The 6,770-nt window shown below is 65.4% G+C and carries 1 protein-coding gene; it reads left to right on the forward strand.

From position 1 onward, the window contains the following. Positions 1 to 6,770: Ig-like domain-containing protein (locus tag ACIPK7_RS29675; protein ID WP_401091922.1), on the forward strand; the 6,770-nt coding region annotated here is incomplete at both ends.

Here is a 6,770-nt window from a genome sequence, read left to right on the forward strand (position 1 = left end):
GATTCGCGTGTGCAAGATGCCCAGCAACTGCTCCAGGGCGTGGCCGCCAACACCGACGTGGTGTTCCTCGACAGCCGCGGCAACGGCGTGCAGCAGATGGCCCAGTACCTGGCCGCGCACCCTGGCGCCGCTTCGGTGCAGATCATCGCCCACGGCAACGCCGGCGACCTGTGGCTGGGCAACAGCTACGTCAGCGCCGAGAACATCGCCGACTACGGCAACTCCCTCAGCCAGCTCGGCGCCAGCATGCAGGCCGGCGGCGACATCCTCATCTATGCCTGCAACACCGCCCAGGGCGAGCGCGGGCAGGCCTTCGTCAACGAACTGGCCAGCCTGACCGGGCGCGATATCGCCGCTTCGGATGACCGCACCGGTAATGGCTCGGACTGGGACCTGGAAGTGACAACCGGCGCCATCGAGGCGCGGCCGGTGCTGTCGGCTACCTCCGAAGCGGCCTACCTGCACAGCCTGGCGATCCTCACTGTCACTACCAACGATGACAGCGGCGCCAACCTGACCTTCGGCGCCAACCAGGCGGCCGACCTCGCCGACGGTGGTGGCCTGTCGCTACGTGAAGCGATCAACTGGGCCGTAAATGGCGACACCATCCAGTTCGCGCCGGCACTCAGTGGCACCACCATTGCTCTGAACGGTCATGCCTCCGGCGACTCCCTGCTGGTGATCGACAAGAGCCTGACCATCCAGGGCGACACCAATAAGGACGGCACGGCCGACATCGTCCTCGATGGCCAGTACAACGGTCGGGTGCTGGAGATCAAGTCGGGCACGGTGAACCTCGACGGGCTGATCATCGCTCGCGGCCTGGTCTCCGGTAACGGCGGTGACGGTGGCTCGACCCCTGGAGTCAATGGCAGTGCGGGCGGCGACGCATTGGGCGCCGGTATTCTGGTCAGCGGTGGCACGACGAACATCAGCCACTCGGTGATTCGCTACAACTTCGCGGCCGCCGGTGGCGGCGGTAGTGGATACTCCGGTTCGCAGCCGACCGCCTATGGTGGTGGCGGTGGCTCGGGCTACGGTGGCAAGGGCGGCGGTGCGGGCGGTGCCGGTTACGGCGTCGGCCAACCCTCCAGCGGTATTGGCGTTGGCGGCGACGGTTTCGGCGACCCCCTGGGCGGCAAGGGTGGCACCACCTCTGGCGGCGCGGGCGGCGACTACCCGTCGACACCGGGTTACGACTACTTCAAGGGCGGTGACGGCGGCAAGGCCACCTTCGGTGCCAGATCCATCGGTGGTGGTGGCGGTGCGGGCGGCTATGGCCTGGCCGGAACGTCGCTTGCGGGCAAGGGTGGCAGCGCTGCCGGCGGGATGGCGATTGCCGCAGGCGCCACGGTCAACATGACCAGCACCCTGTTCATCGGCAACCTGGCGGCGGGCGGCGGTGGTTCTGCCGGTAGCAGCGCCACGGCAGGTACGGCGGGCGGTGACGCCGCCGGTGCCATCCTGGTTGCCGGTAACCTGAATTACCAGTCGAGCACCGTCAGCTTCACCGGCAACGTTGGCGTGGGTGGCGGGGGTGGCGCAGGCAGTAGCGGTAATGCCGACGCCGGTGATTCGTTGAACACCCTTGGCACTGCCAGCGACACGTCGGGACAGATCGGCGCCTTCAGCCCGGCGCCCACCGCCACCATAGTGGTTGGCAATACCGCCCAGAACATCGGCAATAGCGCTACGGTGACCATCACCTTCAGCGAGGCGGTAACCGGCTTCACCAACTCTGATCTGACGGTCGCCAACGGTACCCTGAGTTCGGTGAGCAGCAGCGACGGCGGCATCACCTGGACGGCGACCTTCACGCCGAATTCGGGGGTCACCAGCGCCAGCAACGTCATCACCCTGGACAACACGGGCGTCACCAGTGTGGCGGGGGGTGTGGCGGGGTCCGGTACCAGCACGTCCAACAACTACAGCATCGATACCGTGCGCCCGACCGCAAGCGTGGTGGTCGCCAGCTCCGCGCTGAATGCTGGCAGCTCGACGACGGTGAACATCACTTTCAGCGAGGCGGTGAGCGGTTTCAGCCTGGCCGATATCACTGCGTCCAACGGGACGCTGAGCAACCTGAGCACCAGTGACAACATCCACTGGACCGCGACCTTGACGCCGAACGCCGGTAATAACAGCAGCGGCAACGTTGTCGTCCTCGACAACACCCTCTACACCGATGCCGCGGGCAACGCCGGCAGCGGTGTCACCCTGTCCAACACCTACTCAGTCGATACTGCGCGGCCAACCGCGACCGTTGTGGTCAGCAACACGTCGCTGAACGTCGGTGGCTCCTCCCAGGTGACCATCACCTTCAGCGAGGCGGTGAGCGGCTTCACCCTGGATGACCTCACCGCCAGCAACGGCACGCTGAGCAACCTGACCACCAGCGATGGCCTCGTCTGGACCGCCACCCTGGTGGCGAATTCGGGCATTACCCAGTCCAGCAACGTCGTCACCCTCAACAACAGCGGCTATACCGACGTGGCCGGTAACACCGGCCTCGGCACCACCACGTCCAACAGCTACGCCATCGACACTCAGCGGCCAACGGCGACCATCGTGTTCTCCAACCCGAACATGGGTATTGGCCAGACTTCGTTGGTGACCATCACCTTCAGCGAGGCGGTGACCGGTTTCACCAATGCCAACCTGGACCTGTCCGGTGCCAATGGCACCCTGAGCGCGGTGAGCAGCAGCGACGGCGGTGTCACCTGGACTGCCACCTTTACGCCGACGGCGGGTATCGACAGCGCGACCAATGTCATCACCCTGCAGAACGTCGGGGTGAGCGACGCATCGGGTAACGCCGGCAGTGGTATCACTACGTCCAACAACTATGCAGTCGATGGCGTGCGCCCCACCGCGACCGTGGTCCTCGACAAGAGCTTGCTGATCATCGGCCAGACGGCGCAGGTGACCATCACCTTCAGTGAAGCAGTGAGCGGTTTCAGCAACAGCGACCTGACGGTGGCCGGCGGCACCCTGAGCGCGTTAAGCAGCAGCGACGGCGGCATCACCTGGACGGCGACCTTCACGCCGGCCGGCAACATCACCAACGCCAGCAACGTCATCACCCTTAACAACAGTGGCTATACCGACGCGGCCGGCAACACCGGGACCGGCACCAGCGTGTCGAACAACTTCGCCATCGATACCCTGCGCCCGACCGCCACCATCGTCGTGTCGGACACAACGCTCACCGCCGGCGAAACCAGCCTGGTGACCATCACCTTCAGCGAGGCGGTCAGTGGCTTCACCCAGGCCGACCTGAGCGCCAGCCACGGCAGCCTGAGCAACCTGAGCAGCAGCGATGGCGGCATCACCTGGACAGCGACCCTCACGCCCGACGCCAATACCCACAGCGCGACCAACGTCATCACCCTGACCAATTTCGACATCGCCGACCTGGTAGGCAACGCCGGCGTGGGCACTACCAGTTCGGCGAACTACAGCATCGATACCGTGCGCCCGAGCGCGTCCATCGTGGTCGGCAATCCCGCGCTGGCGATCAACGCTACTTCGCCGGTGACCATTACCTTCGACCAGGCGGTGACCGGCTTCACCAACTCCGACCTGACCGTGGTGGGCGGTACCCTGAGTGCGGTGAGCAGCAGCGACGGCGGCATCACCTGGACCGCTACCTTCACCCCGGCCGGCAACATCACCAGCCCGAGCAACCACATCACCCTGGACAACAGTGGCATCCAGGCGGCGGCTTCGGGCAACTCCGGCGTGGGCCTCACCTCCTCTAACAACTATGCCATCGACACCCAGCGGCCAACGGCGACCATCACGATGGCCGATTCGGCTCTGGGTATCGGCCAGACCACCACGGTGACCGTCACCTTCAGCGAAGCGGTTACCGGCCTTAGCCTGGCTGACCTGAACGTGCAGAACGGCACGCTGTCCGGGCTGATGACTACGGACAACGTCACCTACACCGCGACTTTCACCCCCACGGCGGGAGTGACCGACACCAGCAATGTCATCGTCCTAGATAACACCGGGGTGTTCGATGTGGCAGGCAACACCGGCAGTGGCACCACCAGTTCGGCTAATTACGTGCTCGACAGCACGCGACCGACGGCGACCATCGTCGTGAGCGACCCGACGCTGACCGCTGGTGAAACCACCCTGGTGACCATCACCTTCAGCGAGGCGGTAGTCGGCCTCGACAACGGCGACTTCAGCGTACCCAACGGCAGTTTGAGCGCGCTCAGCTCAAGCGATGGCGGCATTACCTGGACGGCGACCTACACGCCCAATACCAACACTCGTGACTTGAGCAACGTGCTCACCCTGAACAACACCGGCTATATCGACCTGGCCGGTAACGCCGGCGTCGGCGTGACCAACTCGGCCAACTTCACCATCGATACCGTGCGCCCGACCGCGACCATCGTAGTCGCCAGCCCGGCGCTGAATGTCGGTTCCACCTCGCTGGTGACCATCACCTTCAGCGAGGCAGTGACCGGGTTCACCAACGATGACCTGTCAGTGTCTGACGGCCACGGCACCTTGAGCCAACTGGTCAGCGAGGACGGCGGCATCACCTGGACCGCCACCTTCACGCCGAGCGCGAACATTACCGACACCACCAACCTCATCACGCTGGACAACAGCGGTGTGCAGAACGCGTCGGGCAATAGCGGTAGCGGCACCACCACGTCGAACAATTTCGCGATCGATACCCAGCGCCCCGGCGCAACCATCACCGTGGCGGACGCCAGCCTTGGCATCGGCCAGACCACCACCGTGACCATTGCCTTCAACGAAGCGGTCACCGGGTTCAACCTGTCCGACCTGAGCTTGGCCAACGGCACCTTGTCCAACCTGACCAGCAGCGATGGCGGCAAGACCTGGACCGCCACCCTGACGCCGACCGCCGGGATCAGCGATCCCACCAACCTCATTATCCTCGACACTGCTCTGGTCACTGACATGGCGGGGAATATCGGCTCAGGCGTGGCGATCTCCAACAACTACGTCGTGGACGGTGTGCGGCCCACGGCCAGCATTGTCGTGGCCGATGATGTGTTGGGTATCGGCGAAACCAGCCTGGTCACCATCACCTTCTCCGAGCAGGTGAGCGGACTGGACCTTTCCGACCTGGTGGTCAGCGGCGGCGTGCTGTCCAACCTGGCTACCGGCGACGGTGGCAAGACCTGGACCGCCACCCTGACGCCGAGCGTTGAAACCACGCAGAGCGGCAACCTGATTTCCCTCGATACCTCGCTGGTGCAGGACCTCGCCGGCAACAGCGGTGCCAGCAGCGCCAGCTCCAACGCCTTTGCCGTCGACACCCAGCGCCCGACCGCGAGCATCGTGGTGGCCGACAGCGCATTGAAGGCCGGCCAGTCCACCCAGGTGACCATCACCTTCAGCGAAGCGGTCAGCGGTTTCGACAACAGCGACCTGACGGTGAACAACGGCACCCTGAGCGCGGTCAGCAGCAGCGACGGCGGCATCACCTGGACCGCAACCTTCACGCCCGCCGCCAATGTCACCGACGCGACCAACCTGATCGTGCTCGACAACAGCGCGGTCAGCGACCTGGCCGGCAACACCGGCAGTGGAAGCACCGCTTCGAACAACTACGCCATCGACACCGCGCGCCCGACCGCGACCATCGTGGTCGCCGAGCCGAGCCTGGCGATCGGCCAGACCAGCCAGGTGACCATCACCTTCAGCGAGGCGGTGAGCGGCTTCGACAATACCGACCTGAGCGTGGCCAACGGCACGCTGAGCGCGGTGAGCAGCAGCGATGGCGGCCTGACCTGGACGGCGACCTTCACGCCGAACGCCAACGTCAGCGATACCCGCGCCGTCATCAGCCTGGACAACAGCGGCTATACCGATGCTGCCGGCAACACCGGCAGCGGCACGACCCTGTCCAATGGGGTGGCCATCGATACCGCACGCCCGACCGCCAGCATCGTGCTGGGCGACAGCGCGCTCAAGGCCGGCCAGACGACGACGGTGACCATCACGTTCAGCGAGGCGGTGAGCGGCTTCAGCAATGCCGACCTGAGCGTTGCCGGCGGCACCCTGAGTGCCGTGAGCAGCAGCGATGGTGGCGTCACCTGGACTGCAACATTCACCCCGGCGGCGAACCTCACCAGCACCGGCAATGCCATTGTCCTGGACAACACCGGCTACACCGACGCGGCCGGCAACAGCGGCGTCGGTACCACCAGCTCCGGCAACTATGCCATCGACACCCAGCGCCCGACGGCCACCATCGAAGTCGCCAGCACCGATCTGCGCCTGGGCCAGTCGTCCCAGGTGACCATACGCTTCAGCGAAGCGGTCAGCGGGCTGGATCTCTCCGACCTGAGCGCCAGCAACGCAACGCTGTCCGGCCTGAGCTCCAGCGACGGCGGCCGCACCTGGACCGCGACGCTGACGCCGCTGATCAACGTGGTCGGTTCGAGCAACGTGGTGACGCTGAACAACCTCGGCTACACCGACGCCGCTGGCAATACCGGGCTCGGCGTCAGCCAGTCGAACAGCTACGCGATAAACAGCATCGCCCAGGAAGGCGACCCGCAATACCGCACCGAACAGGGCGTGCGCCCGGTGGTGGCGAACAGCGGCTTGCCGGGCAATGCGCCACAGGTACCGTCGCCGCTGGTCAACGCCGGCCCGCCGACCCTCGGCCAGGTCCCGCTGCTCGACAGCAGCAACCGTGGCGCGGCGCAATCGGCGCTGGGTAGCGTGTTCCGCGAAGGACCGAGCCAGACGCAGCTTGCGCTGATCTT

It is taken from the genome of Pseudomonas sp. NPDC086581 (assembly GCF_044746165.1).
Classification (GTDB): domain Bacteria; phylum Pseudomonadota; class Gammaproteobacteria; order Pseudomonadales; family Pseudomonadaceae; genus Pseudomonas.